The following is an 18,437-nucleotide window of genomic DNA, read 5'->3' as shown; positions in this document are numbered from 1 at the left end:
CCACGCCCGGCAGCCGTGCGCGCCTGCGGCGCTCCTGGCGGGTCAGTCCAGGGGCGCCGTACGCAGCCGAACCGCCGAGCCGTGGCGCTCCTTGACCACCTCCAGCTGGACCGGGATCCGGCGGCGCAGATCCGCGACATGGCTGACGATGCCGACACTGCGATCCCGCTCACGCAGTCCGTCCAGCACGTCCAGGACCTCGTCGAGCGTCTGATCGTCCAGGGTTCCGAAGCCCTCGTCGATGAAGAGGGTGTCGAGGCGCACGCCGCCCGCCTCGTCACTGACGACGTCGGCGAGGCCGAGTGCGAGGGCCAGGGAGACGAAGAACGTCTCGCCGCCCGACAAGGTCGCCGTGTCGCGGGCGCTGCCCGTCCAGGCGTCAACGACCTGCAGGCCGAGGCCCGAACGCCGCTGGCCGACCCGGGCGTCGGTGTGCACGAGCACGTACCGCCCCGACGACATCTGCTGGAGGCGGACCGTCGCGGCCGCCGCCACCTGTTCGAGGCGCGCCGCCAGCACGTACGACTCCAGGCGCATGCGCCGCTCGTTGTCGGCTGAGGTGCCCGCGGTGAGGGTCGCGAGCCCGGCCACCCGGTCGTAGTCCCCGCGCAGGGGGCCGAGGGACCGGACCTCCGCCTCGGCACGTGCTGACAGGTCGCCGAGTTCCGTGCGACGCTCCCGCGCGGCGGCGAGGGCGGTCGAGGCGTCGCGCAGCGCGCGTTCGGCCGCGTCGTGCGCGGAGCGGGCCGCGCCGGGGGCCGCCGGCGAACGCGCGCCCGCGTCATGGGCGTCCCGCTCCGCGAGTCGCTCGGCGACGATCGCCGCCTCGCGCTGCCAGGCGTCGATCCGGTGCTGGAGCTCTCGCCTCGCGGGGCCGTCCAGCAGCGCGGCACCCGCTGCGGCGGGCGTGTCGAACCCGGCCCGGAACGCCGCGTCCGAGACACGCGCGTCGGCGTCCTTGAGCCGGCGTGCCGTGATCTCCACGCCCCGCACGGCGTCGGCCGCCGCGGCGAGCAGGTCCGCGCGACGCTCCAGTTCGGCGGCGCGCTGGGCGATCCCGGACGCGGCGCCCCGCACCCGCGTCAGTTCCTCGGAGAGGGATCCCTGTTCGCGGTCGAGCGCCTCGCGCTGGGAGGTGAGCGCGGCGACGGCGCGTTCGGACCGCTGCCGGGCCGCCTGCCGGTCGCGGTGTTCGCGCTCCGCCGTGGCGAGCGCTTCGCGCGCGGGGTGCGCGCGGGCGGCCGCTGTCCGCGCGGTGTCGTGTTCCCGGGTCAACCGGGCTGCTTCTTCTGCGAGTTCGACCACCGGGGTGTCGCCCGAGGCGGCGCGCGCCGCAGCGTACGTCTCCCGTACCCGCGTGTGCGCGTCGTCGGCCGTGCGGCGCTCCTCCTCCGCGAACCGGTGGGCGGCCTGTGCCGCGTCCTCGGCCGCCGCGTCGACCTGGCCGTCGGCGGGGCGCGCGCGTGCCGGGTGCTCGACGGCGCCGCAGACCGCGCACGGCTCGCCGGTCCTGAGGCCCGCGGCGAGTTCGGCCGCCATGCCGTCGAGGCGCCGCTCGCGCAGGTCGAGCCACTTCTCGTGGGCCGCGGCCGCCGTCTCGCGGGCGCGCGTCGCACGGGCCCCGGCCAGGGCCTCCGCCCGCTCCGCCGCGTCCCGTTCACGGGCCGCTTCGAGCCGCCGGACGGCCGGGTCGAGCAGGCCCGCGAAGCGTTCCGCCCGGGTGGCGGCCTGCTGGGCCTCCTCGATCGCCTCCCGCAGGCCGGCCTGCCGGTCGTCCCATCCGGCGAGCCACGCCCCCGCTTCGCGTACGGCGTCCTCGTCGGCCTGCAACTGGCGTTCCAGTTCGGCCCGTTCACGGTGGATCTCCAGGACCCGCGCTTCCGCCACGCGCGCCGAGGCGAGCTCCCCGAGTTCCTGCCGTACGGTGCGCTCCACCGAGGTGAGCTGTTCGGCACCCGCGTCGGCCAGGTCCCCGGGCAGCGGACGGCGGACGGACGCGTGGGCGGCAAGGGCCTCTTCGTGCTCCCGCACCGCGACGTCGCGGTGCGTCAGCGCCTCCTGGACGCGTTCGGCCCTGCGGTCCGCGTCCAGTGCCTCCTGTGCTTCGTCCCTCCGCGCGCGGGACTTCTCGACCGCCGCGGCGCGCTCCCGGGTCTCGGTGAACCGCTGCTGCAGCCGGGCCAGTTCACCCTGCCGGTCCAGGTCGGCGCGGGCCTCGGCCTGCCGGGCCGCCGCCGCGTCCTGCGCGCCCTGCGCGATGTCGCACCGCTCCCGCGCGAGGGAGCGCGCCATGGCGGCCCAGGCGAGGATGTCCGGCGCCAGGCCGGGATCGCCCGGCCCCGCCTCGGGCAACGGCGGCGCGCCCCCGGGGCCCGCGGCCTGCGCGATGCGCTGTGCCGTCGCGCACAGCCGCTCGTCACCCGCCCGCACCCGCGCTTCCGCGCCACGCCGGAGTTCGGCGAGCCGCTCCTCGACGGCGGCGAACCTGCGCGTGTCGAACAGCCGGCCGAGCAGCTTGGCGCGCTGTTCCGCGTCCGCCTGGAGGAACTGCGCGAAGTCGCCCTGCGGCAGGAGGACCACCTGGCAGAACTGCTCGCGGCTCATGCCGAGCAGCTCGGTGATCTCCTTGCCGATCTCCTGATGCGTGCGGCTGAGCGCCCGCCAGGCGCCCGCCGCCGCGTCGTACTCCCTCAGGGTGCTCGCGGCCTTGACCGTGGTGAATCCGGCGCGGCCCTTCTTCGGCCGCTGCTGTGCGGGACTGCGGGTGACCTCGACGCGGCGGCCCGCGACGGTGAGGTCGAGTGTCACCTCGGTGAGCGTGCCCGGCGCAGCGTGGTCGCTGCGCAGCACGACTCCTGGTTTCTGGCGGGCGCCGGGCACCCCGCCGTACAGGGCGAAGCAGACGGCGTCGAGCAGGGACGTCTTGCCCGCGCCCGTCTGTCCGCGCAGCAGGAAGACACCCGCGCTCGCGAGGGCGTCGAAGTCGATCTCCTGGGTGCCCGCGAAGGGACCGAACGCGGTGACCGTCAGCCGGTGCAGTCTCACGGGGCCACCTCGCGCACCGCGTCGTCCACCCGTACGTCCTCGATCGCGTCGCGCAGCACGGTGCGCTCCCCCGCGTCGGGGCCCGAGCCCCCGCGCACATGGGCCACGAAGTCCTCGGCCACCTGCTGGTCGCTGCGGCCCTCCAGGCGCCTGGCATAGGACGCCCCGGGATCATCCCCGGTGCGCTCGGGCTCGAACAGCAGGCTGAGCGTGTGGGGGAAGCGGGCCGCCAGCCGCGCCATGGGGTCCTTCGGGCGGACCGCGTCCGTGAGCGTCGCTTCCACCCAGGCCTCCTCGTGCGGGGTCAGTGCCGGATCGTCCAGCATCTCCTCCAGCCGGCCCCTGACGCGCGCGAGGGGCCGGGGCACCGGGCAGTCGAGCCGCTCCGCTGCGACCTCCCCCGCGGGCCCGAGCTCGACCAGCCACATCGACTTGCGGTGCGCCGCCTCCGAGAAGGAGTAGGTGAGGGGCGAACCCGAGTAGCGGACGCGGTCGGTGAGGCGCTGGGCACCGTGGAGGTGGCCGAGCGCCACGTAGTCGACGCCGTCGAAGACACCGGCGGGGACGGACGCCACCCCGCCGACGGTGATGTCCCGCTCGCTGTCGCTGGGCGCGCCCCCCGTGACGAAGGCGTGGGCGAGCACGACGGACCTGGTGCCCTCGGCCCGGGTGGCGAGGTCCGCGCGGACCCGGTCCATGGCGGCACCGAGCACCGTCTCGTGCCGCGCCTTGTCCACCCGGAACTCGTCACGGACCAGGGCCGGTTCGAGATACGGCAGGCCGTAGCAGGCGACGTCGCCGTGCGCGTCGGACAGCAGCACCGGAGTGGCGCAGCCGGCCGGGTCGGTCCGCAGGTGGATCCCCGCGCGCTCGATGAGTCCCGCGCCGACGCCGAGCCTGCGCGCCGAGTCGTGGTTGCCGGAGATCATCACTGTGGGCACTCCGGCCCCGGCCAGCCGGTGCAGCGCGCGGTCGAACAACTCGACGGCGGCAAGCGGCGGCACCGCGCGGTCGTACACGTCACCCGCGACCAGGACCGCGTCCACGTCGCGCTCGCGCACCGTCGCCACCAGGTGGTCGAGGAACGCGGCCTGGGCGTCGAGCAGGCTGACCCGGTGGAACGACCGCCCCAGGTGCCAGTCCGACGTGTGCAGGAATCTCATGATCCCTGAGCGTATCGGTGGGGTACGACAGCCCGTGCCGGCCCCGGCGGAGCGGTCCGCTCCGGCCGCCGTGCCCGTCCCGGCCGCCTCACATGTCCCGGCGGCCGCATCGGTGCCGGCGGCCGCATCTGTCCCGGCGGCCTCACGCGTCCCCGTACGCCTCGTCGCCGAGCTCCAGGAGCGCCGAGCCCGCGGTGGCGTCCGCGAGCCAGCCGCGGAAGGCCTCCACTTCGGCGTCCGGCACCGCGATGTCGAGCACCACCGCCTCGGCGTAGCGCACTCCTCGCACGGTGCGCCCGGTGGTGCGCAGGTCGTTCTCCAGCTTTCCCGCGCGTTGGTGGTCGACGGTCACGGTGGCCAGCCGGAACCGCTTCCTGGTACGGGTGCCGACCGCGTCGAGCGCCTCCCCCACGACGCCGCCGTAGGCCCGGATCAGCCCACCGGCGCCGAGTTTCACGCCGCCGTAGTAGCGGGTGACGACGGCGGCCGCGTACCGCACCTCCCTGCGCAGCAGCATCTGGAGCATCGGGACACCGGCCGTACCGCCGGGCTCCCCGTCGTCGCTCGCCCTCTGTACACAGGCGTCGGCGCCGATGACGTACGCGAAGCAGTTGTGACTCGCCGCCGGGTGGTCGCCGCGTACGCGCGCGACGAACTCCTGCGCCTCCTGCTCGGTGGCGCAGGGCGCGAGGCTGCACAGGAAGCGCGACCGGTTGATCTCGCTCTCGTGCACGCCCTCGCGGGCGACGGTCAGGTACTGCTCGGGCATCACCCCACCCTATGCGGGTGCCCCCGGCCGGGCGCGGGCGGGAATGCCGGGCCGGTGCGCGGCCGTTTTCCCTGGTATGTACGCAGACGACGAGACCATTCACAGGATCCTCACCGAGACCGGCGACACCTGGGCGGTGGTGGGGCTGTCCAACAACAGGGCACGGGCGGCATACGGCGTGGCGGGGGTGCTCCAGCGGTTCGGCAAGCGGGTGGTGCCGGTGCATCCCAAGGCGGAGACGGTCCTCGGCGAGCAGGGGTACGCCTCGCTCGAAGCCATCCCCTTCGACGTGGACGTGGTGGACGTCTTCGTCAACAGCGACCTGGCGGGCGCGGTCGCGGACGAGGCGGTGGCGAAGGAGGCGAAGGCGGTCTGGTTCCAGCTCGGCGTGGTGGACGAGGCGGCGTACGCGCGCACGCGTGCCGCGGGCCTCGACATGGTGATGGACCGCTGCCCCGCCATCGAGATCCCGGCCCTGCGCTGATCGCGCCGCCCGGCGCCGGGGCCGCGTGCTCCGCGGGCGGGACCGGGACCGGGGTGAGAAGACGGGAGCCGGGGCGCCAGGGCCCGAATCCGCCGGGCCCGGGTCGAGGCGGGGGGACCGGACGTGAGGCGGCGGACCGGACGTGACGTTGTGTCACTGCCCTGCGGGTGTCAGTGCCCTGCGGCGTCGCAGGAGTGCGGCTTCCTGCTGTCCGGCCGCACCCGTGACGGACACAGGACGCCGGGCCCCCGCACAGCCGCGGCCTTGGGCCCCTGAGCGGCACGGCCACGCGCGGACGGCCTCTCCTGCGGACCGCCGCGTTTCGCAGGCCCGCCGTGGACTGCCCGGACGGCAGGGCGCCGGGTCAGGCTCCGGCCGCCGCCGCCCGGGACATCAGCGCGGCCTGCCGCAGCGCTTCGATCATGCTGCGGGCGTCCGCCGTCCCGGTGCCCGCGATGTCGAACGCCGTGCCGTGGTCCACCGATGTGCGGATCACCGGCAGCCCCACGGTGAGGTTCACGCCGGTCTCGATGCCGAGCACCTTCACCGGCCCGTGCCCCTGGTCGTGGTACATGGCCACGACCAGGTCCAGGTCGCCGCGCGAGGCGAGGTAGAAGGCGGCGTCCGCCGGGAGCGGACCGCGCGCGTCGATGCCGTCCGCCCGCACCGCGTCGAGCGCGGGCTGGATCTTCTCGTCCTCCTCCCCGTTCCCGAACAGTCCGTTCTCGCCGGCGTGCGGATTGATCCCGCACACACCGAGAACCGGCGCCGCTACGCCGGCCCGGACCATCGCCCGGTGGCCCCGGCGCACGGTCCGCTCCACCAGACCGGGTTCGATCCGGTGCACGGCGTCCACCAGGCCGATGTGCGCGGTGACGTGAATGACCTTCACCTTCGGTGTGGACAGCATCAGCGACACCTCGTCCACGCCCGCGAGTTCGGCCAGGAGTTCGGTGTGGCCGGGGTAGTGGTGGCCGCCGGCGTGCAGCGCGGCCTTGTTGAGCGGCGCCGTGCACAGGGCGTCGGCCTCGCCGCTCAGTGCGAGGCCCGCCGCGACCCGTACGTAGTGGTACGCGGCGTCGCCCGCGACCGCCGACACCTTCCCCCACGGCAGGTCGGCGGGGAGCAGTCCGAGGTCGATCACGTCGATCTCGCCGGGCGCGAAACGCGCGTCGCCCACGTCGTCCACCTCCCGGATCACGCAGCTGGCGCCGAGGATGCGCGCGGCCTGCCGCAGGCGCTCCGCGTCCCCCACGACGACCGGGCGGCAGCGCTCCCGCGTGGCCGCGTCGAGCAGGGCGGCCACGGTCACCTCGGGTCCGACGCCCGCGCCGTCCCCCATGGTCACGGCGATGACGGGCAGGGATGCGGTCACAGGGCTTCTCCACTCGGTGCGGGACGCAGTGCGCGGGCGATGGTGAGCAGGGAGTCGACGCCGCCGTAGCTGCCGGGGCGGGTGACGACGGCCCGTCCGTCCGGCGCGGTGGCGAGGACGGCGCCGTGGTGGATCTGGCCGTGCGGGGCGAGTTCGGCCACGCCGAGCGCGTCGAGCACGCGACGCGCGGTCTCGCCGCCGGTCAGCACCAGGTCGGCGGGGACGGGTACGGCGGCGACGGCCCGCGCCAGTCCGGCGACGAGCGCCCGTGCGGCGCCCGGGACAACGCCGGTGCGGGCGTCGATGCTCACCACGGTGATCCCGCCGGTCCCCGGAGCGGGGACGAGCGCCTCCTGCGAGGTCAACGCGGCCGTGGTCAGCGCGACATGGCGGGCGCCGAGGGCGACGAGCGCCGCGATCTGCTCAGCCGCGGCGGGCTCGGCCGTACCGACCACCACGAGCAACGGCCGTGCGCCGGGGCCGGGAAGCGGCGCGGACGCCGGAGCCGGGTGCGAGGGCGCGAGCATCCGGCCCACGGCGGCGCCGAGTCCGGCCGTACCCAGGAGCCGTACGCCGGGGCCGCACGCGCGCGCGGCGGCCGCGACCGCGTCGAGGTCGGCGGCGGTCTCCGCGTCGCACAGCGGGGCGAGGCCCCGCCCGGTCAACGCGGCGAGCCGCGCCGCCAGTCCGGGCCCCCGTACGACATCGAGGGGGACGACTTCGGCGGGCAGGCCCCCGAGGGCCTCGGCGACGGAGCGGGGCGGGCGGGCCGCCTCGGCGCGCCACCCGTCGGTCTCGTGCAACGGTATGCCGTCGAGGTGGACGACCCCGCCGCGCACGGTCCGGCCGAGCGGCGGGAGCGCGGTGGTGACGACCAGGCCCGCCGCTCCCTCGGCGAAGGCGGCGGCCTCCTCGGCGAAGTTGCCCCGCAGTTGCGAGTCCACCTTCTTATAGGCGAGGGTGCCGGCGTCGATGTCCTTCAGGGCGGCACGTACCGCGTCGGCGGCGGCACCGCCGGGGAGTTGGCGGGTGTCGAGGTCGTGCACGACGGCCTCGCCGTCGGCGGGCGGCGGACCACCGGCCCGGGGGCCGAGCACGATCCGCCCGGGCAGTGCGAGAGCCACCGAGATCTCGGCGGCGCCCGACAGGTCGTCGGCGATGGCGAGCACCCGGCGCGGGCGGCCCGCCCTCTGCCCGGTCGGTCCGGCGGACCCGCGGCCGTCCCGCGCGCTGTCGCCGGCGTCCCGCACGGGGCCGCCCGGTGTCCGGCCACCGGAGCGCGCCCGGCCGGGGACTCCCGGCCCGTCGTCCGCCGCCCGGCCGGACGGCTCGCTCACGCGCCCAGCCCCTCGACGACCACCGCGCCCGGCAGGGCCGCGAACGCGGCGCCCGGCACGATCAGTTTGCCCCGGCGACTGCCGCTGCCGACGAGTACCCACTCGGTGGCGGCCACGGCGGAGTCGACCAGCAGCGGCCAGTCGGCGGGCAGGCCGATCGGGGTGATACCGCCGTACTCCATCCCCGTCTTCTCCACGGCGGTGTCCATCGGCGCGAACGACGCCTTGCGGACGCCGAGCCGCCTGCGGACGACCCCGTTGACGTCGACGCGCGTACGCGAGAGGACGAGGCAGCCCGCGAGTGTGGTCTCGCCGCCCCGTTTGCCCGCGACGACCACGCAGTTCGCGGACGTGTCCACGAGGTCGGCACCGTAGTGCTCGACGAAGTTCGCGGTGTCGGCGAGGGCGGGATCGCTGTCCACGAACAGGATCCGCTCGGCGGGGATTTCGCCCCGCCAGGCGCGGACGGCGGCGGCGACGGGCGCCGCCAGCAGGTGCAGGCAGTCGGGTGCGGGGGTGGCCCGGTCGAACTCTCCGATGGGTGCGCGCATGCGGTCACGCTAACAGCCGTTCCCCGACGGCCCGCGCCGCCCGTGACGTGCGCCTCAGCGCACCGGCGGGATGGACACGGCCATCACCATCTCCACCGGTTCCGCGCCGTCGTTGCGGTAGCGGTGCGCCACGTTCGCCTCGAAGGCCGCCGAGCTGCCGGCCGGCACGTGGTGCGCTGCTCCTTCGACGACGAGGGTGAGTTCGCCGGCCGTGACGTGCAGGAGTTCGGTGGTGGCCGGGGGGTGGGCGTCCGACGCGCTCTCGTCGCCCGGCATCAGCGTCCACGACCACAGCTCGCGCGGGCCTTCCGTGTCACTGCCGACGAGCAGGCTCGCGTCGCTGCCCGCGGGCGTGGACCACATCCGTACGGTCTGCTCGCCCGAGACGATCCGCACCTGGGGTCCGCGTTCGAAGTCGAGGAGCGTGGCGATGCCGACGCCGAGGGCGTCGGCGAGCTTGACCGTGGTGCCGACGCTCGGGTTGGTGCGGGCCTGTTCGATCTGGATGATCATGCCGCGGCTCACCCCGGCCCGCTCGGCCAGCGCGTCCAGGGTCAGCCCGCGTTCGGCCCGCCAGTGCTTGAGGTTCCGGCCGAGCGCCTGGGAGAGCTGATCGAGATCCACGGCGAACCAGTCCAATATCTTCGAGTAAGAGTCAGGAAAGTGCGCTACCGCGTACCGCACTCCACTGCACCAGAGTGCACCGAAACGTACAGCACACTGTACTGCGAGGCCCGCCATGAGCACACGGTCCGCCCTGGCCACGAGCCTGCTTCCCTGCCGGTCCCGGCCTGTCGCACCGGTACGGACAGGGTCACGCGCGCGCCCGCGAGAGGACCCGGCGCCGGATCAGCCGCCCCCGCCCGCGCCGTCCTGGAGCGGCAGCACCGGTGGCGGTGTGCGCAGCGGCGGCTGCCATCCCTCCGCGTCGTCGTAGCGGCGTACGACCCGGGCGGGCGCCCCGGCCACCACCGCGTGGTCCGGCACGTCGCCCCGTACGACCGAACCGGCGGCGACCACGACGTTGCGGCCGAGCACGGCGCCGGGCAGGATCACGGCGCCCGTCCCGAGCCAGCATCCGGCGCCGATGGTGACGGGAGCGATCCGCGGCCACTGCTTGCCGACGGGGATGTGCGGATCGTCGTAGCTGTGGTTCGTGGTCGTGATGTAGACGTACGGCCCGCAGTACGTGTCCGGGCCGATCGTCACCGTCGTGTCGGCGATCACGTGACTGCCGCGGCCCAGCACCACTCCGTCGCCGATCGTGACGTACGGGTCGGGTCCGAGATCGAGTCCGGGCACGAGGCCCGCCGTCAGTGTGACCTGCTCCGCCACCACGCAGTAGTCGCCGAGTTCGATCCACGCTTCCCCGAAGACCGTTCCCTGCGGGAACGCGAGACGGGTGCCCTCACCGATCCGCCGGAACCTCAGTCGCCCGGGACGCCCGGCCGTGACCGCACCCGCGTCCTGGACCCATCGCCAGCCACGGTGGACCAGGCGCGTCGCCGTGCGGCGCCCCAGCGCCGTCACCGCCGCGTACACGTTTTCGCTTTTCCGCACAGGCACACGGTAGAGGAGCGGTGCCGGGCCCCGGGTCCTCGAACGGCCACCGCGGGCCCGGGACGGCGTGAGGACGGACACAGGACCCCGCGCGACGAGCGGCGCGAGATTGCGGCATGTACCACGGACCATCGGCCGACCGCAGGGGTTTCACGGCGAACTCCCCCCGAGGTGTGGCCCGATCGGCTTCCGTGCGTACAGGCACGATCACACGTGGTTGCATGACCGCCACATCCGGAGCGCACCCCAACCCCCGAGGGATCGCGGAATGTCAGTGCCTGTCGTCCCAAGACCGCGTGGCCAGCACCAGGCGCGGTCGTCGCTCGCCCCCCTGATCCTGCTCGTGGCGGCCGCGGTCGGGGCGGGCGTGGTCTCGGCCACCGCCCCCGGCGAGGCCCGCGGCTGGGTGGCGGGCACGGCCACGGCCGGCTGGCTGCTGCTGGCAGCCGCCTGCGCGATCGCCGGTGTGCTGGTGCGCCGCTCCCGGCGCGGCGCGCGCGACGCGGGCACCGAGGCCGCCGCGCTCCGCGCCCGGCTCGCCAAGGCCGACGCGGACACGGCACGGCTCGTCGACGTGGCCCTGCCGGCGGCGGTCGCCCGGGCGAGGCAGGGCGGAACTCCCGACGAGGTGCGCGCCGCCGCCCCGGCCCCGGGCAGCGAACGGCTGCGGCGGGTGCTGGAGGTCCTCGCCACGGAACTCGCCGACAGCGAGCGCCGCGCGGCGAGCGCCGCGGCCGAGCGCGACGCGCTGGCACGGCGGGCACGGGAGGCCGCCGACGGGCTCGACACCCTGCTCGACACCACACTGCCGCCCGCCATCGCCCGCCTGCGCAAGGGAAGTTCGGCCGGTACGGTCCTGGGCGGTGTCGAACGCCCCGCGGACCCGACGCTGTCGAGCCTGATGGAGCGGATCATCCGGGAGGTCGCGATCGGCGAACGGCGCGCCCTCGTCGCGCAGAAGGCCGGCACCAAGGCGCTCAGCCAGGTGCAGGCGAAGGCCGTCACGATCCTTGCGGACCTGCGGGACATGGAGGACCGTTACGGCGAGGAGGTCTTCGGGGACCTGCTCCAGCTGGACCACAACGCCTCCCAGCTCGGCCTCCTCACCGACCGGCTCGCCATCCTGCTGGGCGGCCGGGGCAGTCGCATCTGGAACAAGCCGATCGTGATGGAGAGCATCCTGCGCGGCGCGGCGGGCCGGATCGCCGCGTACCGCCGTGTCCGGCTGCACTGTTCGAGCGGCGCGTCGATCGTCGGTTTCGCCGCCGAGGGTGTGATCCACCTGCTCGCCGAACTCATCGACAACGCGGCGAACTTCTCGCCGCCCATCGACGAGGTGCACGTCTACGTCGAGGAGCGGACCGCGGGCATCGTGGTCACGGTCGAGGACAGCGGCCTCAAAATGGCGCCGCAGGTCATGCGGTTGGCGGAGAAGGCCGTGTCGGGCCGTCACAACGACCTGTCGAAGCTCCACAGCACCCGCCTCGGGCTCGCCGTGGTCGGCAGGCTCGCCGAGCGGTACCGCATCAGCGTCAACTACCGTCCCTCGTCACGGGGTGGCACGGGGGTCGTCGTCCTCATCCCGCCGCAGCTGATCGCCCAGCCGCAGAACGACGACGCGCCGCCGCCCCGCGTCCGCGCGGCCGAACCCGAGCCCGCGCAGGTCCCGTTGCCGCCGCCGGCTCCCGCTCCGCGCAGCGAACCGCCCGCGACGCGCCCCGCGCCACCCTCGGCCGGCTCCCCCCAGTACAGCGGAGGCCCGAGGGTCGCGACGACGGGCGGGCTCCCGGTCAGGCCGCCGGGACGCACCATGGCCGCAGCCGACCGCGACCGCGTGCAGGACGTGCCGCCGCCGCGCACGACGAGGACCGGCCGTGACGCGGGAGAGCAGTTCGGCGCCTTCCACCGGTCGCGACGCCCCCAGCAAGGACCTTCCGACACCTCTCAGGAATCGTGAGACCCACCATGCAGACCACAGACAGCAGCCTGACCTGGCTCCTGGAGAACCTGCTGGACCGCACCCGGGGCACCCGGCACGCCCTGGTGCTCTCCCGTGACGGACTCAAACTCTGCTGGAGCCGCTTTCTCACCGTCGACCAGGCGGACCAGCTGGCGGCCATCTGCTCCGGCATCCAGGCACTCGCGCAGGGCGCTTCCGTCGAGTTCGGCAGTGGCGACGGAGGCGTACGGCACTCGATGACGGAATTCCACGGCGGTCTCCTGTTCATCGTCGAGGCGGGGGACGGGGCGCACCTGGCCGTGGTCGCGGAGGACGGCGCCGACGCGGGCCTGGTCGGCCACCAGATGACCGAGATGATCGAGCAGATCGGCGACCACCTGCGGGCGGAGCCCCGTGTCGCGGCGGGGGAGAACGTCCCGTCATGACGCGCAGGCCCGTCGACATCGGGTTCCCCGACCGGCTGTACATGGTCACGGGCGGCCGCAGCCGTGTCGACGACACCACGTTCGACCTCGTCACCCTGATCGTGAGTGAGAGCGCGCCGACGGCGGGCCTCCAGTCGGAACACGCACGCATCCTCGACCTGTGCCGCCACCCCACCGCGGTCGTGGAGGTCTCGGCCGAACTGAGGATGCCGGTGACCGTGGTCCGCATCCTGCTCGCGGACCTGCACGCGATGGGGCGCATCACCGCCCGGCATCCGCACGGCTCGCGCCCCGCCGCCTCACTGCCCGACTCCGTCCTCTTGAAGGAGGTGCTCCATGGACTCCGCAACCTCTGAACTCTCCACCCGCACACCGCTGGACGACGCGGCGGAGACAGGCCTGAAGATCGTCGTCGTGGGCGGCTTCGGGGTGGGCAAGACCACCCTCGTCCGCTCGGTCAGCGAGATCCGCCCGCTCAACACCGAAGAGGTCATGACCCAGGCCGGCGTGGGCGTCGACGAGACGGACGGCCTGGTCACCAAGACCACCACGACCGTCGCCTTCGACTTCGGCCGCATCAGCCTCAACGAGCGCATGGTGCTGTACCTGTTCGGCGCGCCCGGACAGGAGCGGTTCTGGTTCCTGTGGGACCGGCTGTTCTCGGGCACGCTGGGCGCGGTCGTGCTGGTCGACACGCGCCGGGTGAGCGACTCCTGGTACGCGGTGGACCGGCTGGAGCACCACAGGACGCCGTTCGTGGTCGCGGTCAACCGGTTCGACGAGGACGCGTCGTCGTTCTCCCTCGACGAGATCCGGCAGGCGCTGTCGCTGTCGGACCACGTGCCGCTGATCGACTGCGACGCACGGGTCCGCTCGTCCGGCAAGCGCGTCCTGATCACCCTCGTCGACCACCTCTACGAACTGGCCATGGCCCGGGAGATGACCCCATGACCGACTCCTTGCCGAGTCCGCCCGACGGCGCCGCGCCGCCCGCGTGTCCCGCCCGTGGGACGGCGGTGCGACTGAGCGGCCTCGCCTACCAGCAGACCCCCGAGCAGCTGTACCGCACACTGCGCAGGGACCACGGACCCGTCGCGCCCGTGCTGCTCGACAACGACATCCCGGCCTGGCTGGTCCTCGGCTACAACGAGGTGTCGTACGTGACGGGCAACGACGAGCTGTTCGCGCGGGACTCACGGCGCTGGAGCCAGTGGGACCACATCCCGCCGGACTGGCCGCTGCTGCCCTACGTCGGCTACCAGCCGTCGGTCCTGTTCGTGGAGGGCGCCGAGCACCAGGTGCGGGCCGGGGCGATCAGCGACGCGCTGGACGCCGTGGACCAGATGGAACTCGCCTCCCTGTGCCAGGACATCGGGTACGCGCTGATCGCGGGGTTCGCCGGCAGTGGCCAGGCCGAGCTGATGACGACGTACGCACACCAGGTGCCGATGCGTGCCATCGTCCAGCTGTGCGGGATGCCGGCGGGCGGCCTGGACACCGAGGAACTCGTACGCGATCTCCGCCTGTCGCTGGACGCGCACGAGGGCGAGGACCCGGTCGCCGCGTACGGCAGGGTGCAGGCGCGCATCGAGCAGTTGGTGAAGGAGAGGCGGGCCGCGCCGGGCGACGACGTCACGTCGCGGATGCTCCTGCACCCGGCGGGGCTGACGGACGAGGCCGTGGTCCAGGACGTCATCACGATCATCGCCGCGGCGCAGCAGCCCACCGCGAACTGGATCGGCAACAGCCTGCGGCTGCTCCTGACGGACGACCGGTTCGCGACGACCGTCGCGGGCGGCAAGCTCAGCGTGGGGCAGGCACTCAACGAGGTGCTGTGGCTCGACACCCCGACGCAGAACTTCATCGGCCGGTGGGCCGCACGCGACACCCAGCTCGGCGGCCGGCAGATCAAGGCCGGCGACTGTGTGGTGATGAGCTTCGCCGCGGCCAACACCGATCCGGGGGTGTGGCCCGACGGCCATGTCGGCGCGGAGAACTCCTCGCACCTCTCGTTCAGCAACGGCGAGCACCGCTGCCCGTTCCCGGCGCCCCAGCTCGCGGACGTGATCGCGCGGACCGCGGTGGAGACACTGCTGGAGCAGCTGCCGGACGTGGTGCTCGGTGTGGAGGCGCACGAGCTGCGCTGGCGCCCGTCGATCTGGATGCGGGGGCTGGGCACCCTGCCGGTGATCTTCACACCGGTCCTCCACTGACCGGGCGGCGGGCGCGGGCTCCCGGCGTCCGACCGGGGCGCACGGCGGATCGGTCCGGCCGGCGGGTGGGGCCGGCGACGGCGAGGGCGGGCGAGGATCGCGGGGCCGCTGGATCCGCGGCCCCGGCGACGTCCGTGCGGGTCGTCGGGGCGGCGGGGGCCGGGGGCCTGGCGCGGGTCCGCCCTGGCCGGCGGCCGGGCGGACCCGGGTTCAGGACACCGGAGTGAACACGACCGGGAGGGACTTCGGGCCTCGGGTGAACACGCCCTGTTCGACCGGGTCGTACCCCTCGGCGAGCCGTACGTCCGGCATCGCGTCGAGCAACTGGTCGACGCCGGTCTCGATCTCGGCCTTGGCGAGCAGGGCGCCCACACAGAAGTGGCGGCCGAGCGCGAAGGCCAGGTGATCGGCGGCCGCGGAGAAGGCGGTCGTCGTCGTCAGGTCATCGCGGAAGATGTCGAAGGTGTCGGGGTCCCGGTAGCGGTCCGTGTCCCGGTTGGCCGCTCCGATCAGGCAGGTCACGGTGGCCCCCGCCGGAATGGTTCCGCCGCTGACCTCGACGTCCTTCGCCGTCTGCCGCATGATCATGTGCACGGGCGGGGTGTAGCGCAGCGTCTCCGCGAAGGCCCGTGCGATCAGGCTCCGGTCGGCGCGTACGGCGGCGAGCTGGTCCGGGTGGAGCAGCAGGTTCGCGAAGATCGACGCGATGGCCTTGTCGGTGGTCTCGCCGCCCGCGGCGAGCAGGAGGCTGCAGAAGGCCTTGATGTCCTCGTCGCTCATCCGTACGCCGTCGACCTCGGCGCGGCACAGGGTGGAGAGCAGGTCGTCGCCGAGTTGGTCGCGCCGTGCGTGGATGATCGGGATCATGTACTCGGCGAACTCCACGCGGGTGCGTTCACCGGCGGCAGTCACCTCCGCGTCGCCCGAGAGGTTGCCGAGGAACGCGATCACCGCGCTGTACCAGCGGTGGAACCGTGCGTGGTCGGACGTGTCGAGGCCGAGCATGTCCGCGATCACGTTCACCGGGAAGCGGGTCGCGAAGCCTTCCACCAGGTCGACGGAGCCGGTGCCGCGGAAGCCGTCGATGAGTTCGCGCGCGTTGCGCTCGATCACGGGCAGGAACTTCTGCTGGAGTTCGGAGCCGCGGAAGGCCGGGGCCACGAGCGCCCGCCGTACGGCGTGCTCCCGCCCGCTGAGCTGCAGGATCGTCTTGCCGTGCACCGGCTCGATCTGCCAGTCGTAGTTGTCGGTCGTGAAGCGGCTCTCCTTGTCCTTGAACGCGCGCTCGACGTCCTCGTAGCGGGAGATCAGGTAGCTCTGCGTCGCCTCGTGCCAGATCAGTGGGGCGCCCTCCCGCATCATCCGGTAGGCCGGATACGGGTTCTGCGCGAACTCGGGCGACAGGATGTCGGGGATCTGCTGTGCGGTGACCATGGTGGCTGCCCCTCGCGTCTGGTGACCGGCAACGGTCGGTAGGGCACAGGCTATTGACCGTTAATGACCGGTGACAGCCGAGTCCTGGCCACTCGGGGCGAGATAGTCGCAAGGTTGCGGTCAGCCCGTGACACGACGCACTGGAGGCCGGGGGTACTCCCCCGGCCTCCGGTGATCCTCATGACTCCGGGAAGGTCAGTCGCCCGTGACCGACGGAACAGGGGTGCTCTCCGCGCGCTCGGCCGCCGCCTTGTCCGTGGCCTTCTTCGTGCGGTGCTTGACGACGAGCATCGACGCGACACCGATCACCACGGCCACCCCGAGACCCACGTACGAGAACCGCTTCAGCCAGTCCTCGGCGACCTTGCCCACCTCGTACACGACGACCGTCGTGCCGCCGGCCCAGATCACTCCGCCGAGGAGGTTGGCGATCAGGAACTTCCAATACGGCATCTTCAGCACACCGGCCAGCGGTCCCGCGAAGATGCGCAGCAGGGCGATGAAGCGGCCGAAGAAGACGGCCCACATGCCCCACTTCTCGAACGACCGCTCCGCGACCGCGACGTGGGATTCCCCGAAGTGTTTCGGGAACTTCCTGGCCAGCCAGGCCAGCAGTGGCCTGCCGCCCTTGCGGCCGATGACGTACCCCGTGGAGTCACCGGCGACCGCACCGGCCGAGGCGCAGGCGGCGAGCACGTACGGATTGATGTGGCCATGCTGTGAGGCGAGCAGCGCGGCGGCGACGAGTACGACCTCGCCGGGCAGCGGAATGCCGATGCTCTCGACCCCGATGACGATCGCCACCAGCAGGTAGATGCTCACCGCAGGAACGGTCTCGAGCCACCCCTGGACGTCCAACGCAGGTCCCTCTCGCTCATGTCCCCCGTGCCATGGTCGAATCAGCCTACCTGGTCCAGACCCCTGTTCGGGTGTGGCTGGATCTAGACCGGTACCCGGCCTTGACACGCGATGCGACAGGACCGTGACACCCGTGCGACTCCGCCGGCGCCCCGTCGCCTCTATCGTTACTCGCCATGTGGCCAGGACAGCAGCCGCCCGGGGGCGAGCAGAACGCGCAGAACCAGAATCCGTACCAGCAGCCGGGGTATCAGCAACCCGGTTTCGGTCCGGCGGGACAGCAGGGTCCGTATCAGCAGCAGCCGCCCTACCAGCAGCAGCCCGGCTATCCGCCGCAGCCGAACCCGTACCAGCAGCAGACCGTACCGATGTACGGCGGACCGGGGCCGCAGGCGGGCCCGCCGAAGCCCTCGCGCGGCGGGCGCCGTACGACGCTGATAGCCGTCTGCTGTGCGGTGGCGGTCCTCGCGGCGGCCGGCGTGAGCGGCTACCTCGTGGTGAACAAGAAGGACCCCGCGCCGAACGTGAACGCCGACGCCAAGAAGACCGCGCACCCGGCGCCGCCGCCCGCCTCCCCCTCGGCCGACAACCCGCGGAACGGATCGGGTGCCAAACCGACGGTCGCGGGCTGGAAAGTCGTCTCGAACCCGACGCACGCCACGGAGTTCGACGTGCCGCCGAGCTGGAACGTCTCGTCGCCCACCACGTACGAGGGCTTCGACGACGACAAGAAGGGGGACGGCTCCGCGCTCGCCCTCTTCTCCGCTCCGGCCGATCTCCAGCCGAAGTGGTGCGAGGAGAAGTCCTCGACCGGCGGCGCCGACGACACCTCGCTCGCGGCGGCCGGCACGAAGGGCGGCCAGGGCGCGAAGAGCACCGCGTCCGCTGCGGTCGCGGAAGCCGGTACCTGGGCGTTCGCCGCGTACGGCCAGCACGAGCCGGCGAAGACCGTGCACCAGAAGATCAAGGTCGGCAAGGCCGTTTCGTACACGACGAAGTCCGGGCTGAAGGGCAGCTACGCGCGGGCCACCACCAACGGTCTGACCAAGCACTCCAAGTGCGACACCGACGGCAAGTCGATCGCGTTCACCTTCATCAACGGCAAGGGCGACTACACGACATGGGTGCTGTTCGGCGCGCGTGGGGTGAAGGGTGAGCTGCCGGACAAGACCATGATGCAGATCCTGAGCACGGTGCGGTTGCCCGCCGGTTCGGTGCAGTGAGTGCCGCGGACGCGTCGAGCGGCTGACGCGTCCGCGCACG

The 18,437-nt window shown here is 73.3% G+C and carries 17 protein-coding genes; 7 read left to right on the top strand and 10 right to left on the bottom strand.

Going from position 1 to position 18,437, the window contains the following annotated elements:
- Positions 1-42: 42 nt before the first annotated feature.
- The 3 genes from OG310_RS29970 to OG310_RS29960 form a co-directional block, all read right to left on the bottom strand.
- Entirely contained in the window at positions 43-3,045 is a 3,003-nt protein-coding gene (locus tag OG310_RS29970) for an SMC family ATPase (RefSeq protein WP_329458952.1), read from the bottom strand.
- On the bottom strand, positions 3,042-4,208 hold the full coding sequence (locus tag OG310_RS29965) for an exonuclease SbcCD subunit D (protein WP_329458951.1): 1,167 nt from the start codon (positions 4,206-4,208) through the stop codon (positions 3,042-3,044). Before OG310_RS29965 ends, OG310_RS29970 begins: the two co-directional genes overlap by 4 nt.
- 142 nt (positions 4,209-4,350) lie before the next feature.
- Positions 4,351-4,977 carry a YigZ family protein gene (locus tag OG310_RS29960; RefSeq protein WP_329458950.1) on the bottom strand — a complete coding sequence of 209 codons (627 nt, stop codon included), beginning with the start codon at positions 4,975-4,977 and terminating at the stop codon, positions 4,351-4,353.
- 76 nt (positions 4,978-5,053) lie between these two features.
- Here OG310_RS29960 and OG310_RS29955 point away from each other — a divergent pair, with 76 nt between their 5' ends.
- On the top strand, positions 5,054-5,461 hold the full coding sequence (locus tag OG310_RS29955; protein WP_329458949.1) for a CoA-binding protein: 408 nt from the start codon (positions 5,054-5,056) through the stop codon (positions 5,459-5,461).
- 364 nt (positions 5,462-5,825) lie between these two features.
- Here the strand turns inward: OG310_RS29955 and pdxA are convergent, their stop codons facing one another.
- From pdxA to OG310_RS29930, 5 genes are all read right to left on the bottom strand, one after another.
- Positions 5,826-6,836: a 4-hydroxythreonine-4-phosphate dehydrogenase PdxA gene (gene pdxA, locus OG310_RS29950; RefSeq protein WP_329458948.1), complete on the bottom strand. Its 1,011-nt coding sequence runs from the start codon at positions 6,834-6,836 to the stop codon at positions 5,826-5,828.
- Positions 6,833-8,173 (bottom strand): four-carbon acid sugar kinase family protein, encoded by a 1,341-nt coding sequence (locus OG310_RS29945; protein WP_329458947.1) that lies wholly within the window; start codon positions 8,171-8,173, stop codon positions 6,833-6,835. The genes pdxA and OG310_RS29945 overlap by 4 nt, the downstream gene beginning before the upstream one ends.
- The gene (locus tag OG310_RS29940) at positions 8,170-8,724 is read right to left on the bottom strand and encodes a YbaK/EbsC family protein (RefSeq protein WP_329458946.1); all 555 of its coding nucleotides are present in this window, start codon (positions 8,722-8,724) and stop codon (positions 8,170-8,172) included. Before OG310_RS29940 ends, OG310_RS29945 begins: the two co-directional genes overlap by 4 nt.
- 54 nt (positions 8,725-8,778) lie before the next feature.
- Positions 8,779-9,348, bottom strand: a complete 570-nt coding sequence (locus OG310_RS29935; protein WP_329458945.1) for a helix-turn-helix domain-containing protein — start codon at positions 9,346-9,348, stop codon at positions 8,779-8,781.
- Between the two features lie 225 nt (positions 9,349-9,573).
- On the bottom strand, positions 9,574-10,284 hold the full coding sequence (locus tag OG310_RS29930; RefSeq protein WP_329458944.1) for an acyltransferase: 711 nt from the start codon (positions 10,282-10,284) through the stop codon (positions 9,574-9,576).
- Between the two features lie 268 nt (positions 10,285-10,552).
- Here OG310_RS29930 and OG310_RS29925 point away from each other — a divergent pair, with 268 nt between their 5' ends.
- Genes OG310_RS29925 through OG310_RS29905 form a run of 5 tightly spaced genes read left to right on the top strand, consistent with a single transcriptional unit; the run spans position 10,553 to position 14,882 of the window.
- Positions 10,553-12,241: a sensor histidine kinase gene (locus tag OG310_RS29925; protein ID WP_329458943.1), complete on the top strand. Its 1,689-nt coding sequence runs from the start codon at positions 10,553-10,555 to the stop codon at positions 12,239-12,241.
- A gap of 8 nt (positions 12,242-12,249) precedes the next feature.
- Complete coding sequence (locus OG310_RS29920; protein WP_329458942.1) at positions 12,250-12,669, top strand: roadblock/LC7 domain-containing protein; 420 nt, start codon at positions 12,250-12,252, stop codon at positions 12,667-12,669.
- Positions 12,666-13,025, top strand: a complete 360-nt coding sequence (locus tag OG310_RS29915) for a DUF742 domain-containing protein (protein WP_329458941.1) — start codon at positions 12,666-12,668, stop codon at positions 13,023-13,025. The genes OG310_RS29920 and OG310_RS29915 overlap by 4 nt, the downstream gene beginning before the upstream one ends.
- Positions 13,006-13,620 carry a GTP-binding protein gene (locus OG310_RS29910; RefSeq protein ID WP_329458940.1) on the top strand — a complete coding sequence of 205 codons (615 nt, stop codon included), beginning with the start codon at positions 13,006-13,008 and terminating at the stop codon, positions 13,618-13,620. The genes OG310_RS29915 and OG310_RS29910 overlap by 20 nt, the downstream gene beginning before the upstream one ends.
- Positions 13,617-14,882 (top strand): cytochrome P450, encoded by a 1,266-nt coding sequence (locus tag OG310_RS29905; protein ID WP_329458939.1) that lies wholly within the window; start codon positions 13,617-13,619, stop codon positions 14,880-14,882. Before OG310_RS29910 ends, OG310_RS29905 begins: the two co-directional genes overlap by 4 nt.
- A 210-nt stretch (positions 14,883-15,092) precedes the next feature.
- On the opposite strand, the gene OG310_RS29900 is transcribed toward OG310_RS29905, so the two are convergent.
- Together OG310_RS29900 and OG310_RS29895 are read right to left on the bottom strand one after the other, a co-directional pair.
- A complete protein-coding gene (locus OG310_RS29900; RefSeq protein ID WP_329458938.1) occupies positions 15,093-16,316 on the bottom strand; it encodes a cytochrome P450 in 1,224 nt (407 codons plus the stop codon).
- A 195-nt stretch (positions 16,317-16,511) separates the two neighbouring features.
- On the bottom strand, positions 16,512-17,174 hold the full coding sequence (locus tag OG310_RS29895) for a DedA family protein (RefSeq protein WP_329458937.1): 663 nt from the start codon (positions 17,172-17,174) through the stop codon (positions 16,512-16,514).
- Between the two features lie 176 nt (positions 17,175-17,350).
- On the opposite strand from OG310_RS29895, the gene OG310_RS29890 reads away from it, so the two are divergent.
- On the top strand, positions 17,351-18,397 hold the full coding sequence (locus tag OG310_RS29890) for a hypothetical protein (RefSeq protein ID WP_329458936.1): 1,047 nt from the start codon (positions 17,351-17,353) through the stop codon (positions 18,395-18,397).
- The last annotated feature ends 40 nt before the right edge of the window (positions 18,398-18,437 follow it).

It is taken from the genome of Streptomyces sp. NBC_01497 (genome assembly GCF_036250695.1).
Lineage (GTDB): Bacteria > Actinomycetota > Actinomycetes > Streptomycetales > Streptomycetaceae > Streptomyces.
The sequence above is the reverse complement of the archived record's forward strand: the minus strand, read 5'-3'. Positions and strand labels throughout refer to the sequence as shown.